2 protein-coding genes and 1 pseudogene are annotated in these 1,288 nt (G+C 61.5%); all 3 read right to left on the bottom strand.

The genetic code is table 11. The features are described 5' to 3' along the window. Positions 1 to 249: 249 nt before the first annotated feature. Positions 250 to 552, bottom strand: a pseudogene (locus GGR17_RS20190) (hypothetical protein). Positions 553 to 652: 100 nt separating this feature from the next. After that, positions 653 to 1,114: a DUF6915 family protein gene (locus tag GGR17_RS20195; RefSeq protein ID WP_054540528.1), complete on the bottom strand. Its 462-nt coding sequence runs from the start codon at positions 1,112 to 1,114 to the stop codon at positions 653 to 655. A 1-nt stretch (position 1,115) separates the two neighbouring features. Next, positions 1,116 to 1,288 (bottom strand): DUF6878 family protein (locus GGR17_RS20600; protein ID WP_407926664.1); only part of this gene is annotated, 173 nt, incomplete at its 5' end.

Genomic DNA, 1,288 nt, shown 5'->3' on the forward strand with positions numbered 1-1,288 from the left:
CTGCGCGCGGAGATCTTCGGGCGGGTTTCAAGCTGGATGGCGATGTCAAAGCGTGCCCCGTGGATCATGCCGGTGTACTGAGCGGCTGCGGTCTCGACATTGCGGGTGAGGGTTCCTGCGAACATGGGATGGTTCCTTTTCGATTGGCCGGTGCCTGACGTTCTTGCCAACGCATCCGGGATTGCTTTCTCGACCCCTTGAGGGATCACAAATCAGAAAGCTCGCTTTCCTTTCAGCCCCGTCCACGGGTCAGAGCTGCCGTCCGAGTGGGAAGGCCCCCGCGCCTCCGGGTGCTACACCCCTCCCCTGCCCGTCTGGTCTTTATTGGCTGCCTGGATTTTCTGCGGCGTCCTTCGGTTACGCGACGAAGAACTCCGTTTCTTTTCCGTTCAACCGGTGCCCGCCCCGGTCGGTCAGGCCGATGCAGCTACCATTCGGTAGATAGGTGATGAGGTACTGACCGAGCCGGTCCTTGTGGACAACGTAGCCGGTATTGGCCCAATGCACGGTCTGGCCGGCATCGACGGCGGCCTTGATGTCTTCGAGTGTCATGCGATCCTCCTCAAGAAAAATGGTGGGGAAACGACGCAAGAAGCCCGATCTTCTGACCGGGCTTCCATGCGGCATTCGTTTGGCAAACGACCGAGACCTGTCAGGCGCTTTGCGTGGCTTGCGTCGCGCGCGCCGCTATCCAATCTTTCAGGCCAAGAACGGTTCGTCCGGCGGCGACCTCGGAGGCCCAAGCGACCCTTGGGTCGCCGCAGGGCTCCCCGCTGACATGCTGCTCGATATGGCCATTGGCCATCCATGGCTCTGGCTGGATCCGTCGCAGCCAGTCCGCCATGCTCGGAATGCGGCCCTGGCAGTCTTCGCGGACATGCTGCTCGCCGATCCAGCGCACGGGGATGTCGCGGCCCGCACTATTGGTCAGTGTCAGGCCAAAAACCCGTTCGGCCTCAAACAGGCCTTGCGCATGGTGACGCATGGCGCGGTGCGTGAAGAGCGCGAGGTGCTCTTTCGAGGCGTCAAACCAATCGTGCACAGACTGATAGTCAGACGGCACCCCGCCGAATTTCCGGGCAGAGCTTTCAGCATGATGAAGCGGATGGGCCATCTCAAAGCCCCTCGTCATAGCTGTGCGAGCATTCGACATAGCGGTCCGCGTGATCGAGGGTGATGCTGTCGTTGCGCAAGTCCCAGGTCAGCGTGCCGTAGCCGCCCTCGTTGTTTTCGAACCCCGGGTGATGGTGATAGGCGAGCGACCAGGCGAAGTCGCCAACCTCTGTGG

The organism is Actibacterium naphthalenivorans, from assembly GCF_014196965.1.
Classification (GTDB): domain Bacteria; phylum Pseudomonadota; class Alphaproteobacteria; order Rhodobacterales; family Rhodobacteraceae; genus Actibacterium_A; species Actibacterium_A naphthalenivorans.

Bases quoted from the DNA above. Each gene is read 5' to 3' on its own strand.
- GGR17_RS20195 (WP_054540528.1), bottom strand. From the start codon at position 1,114: ATGGCCCATCCGCTTCATCATGCTGAAAGCTCTGCCCGGAAATTCGGC.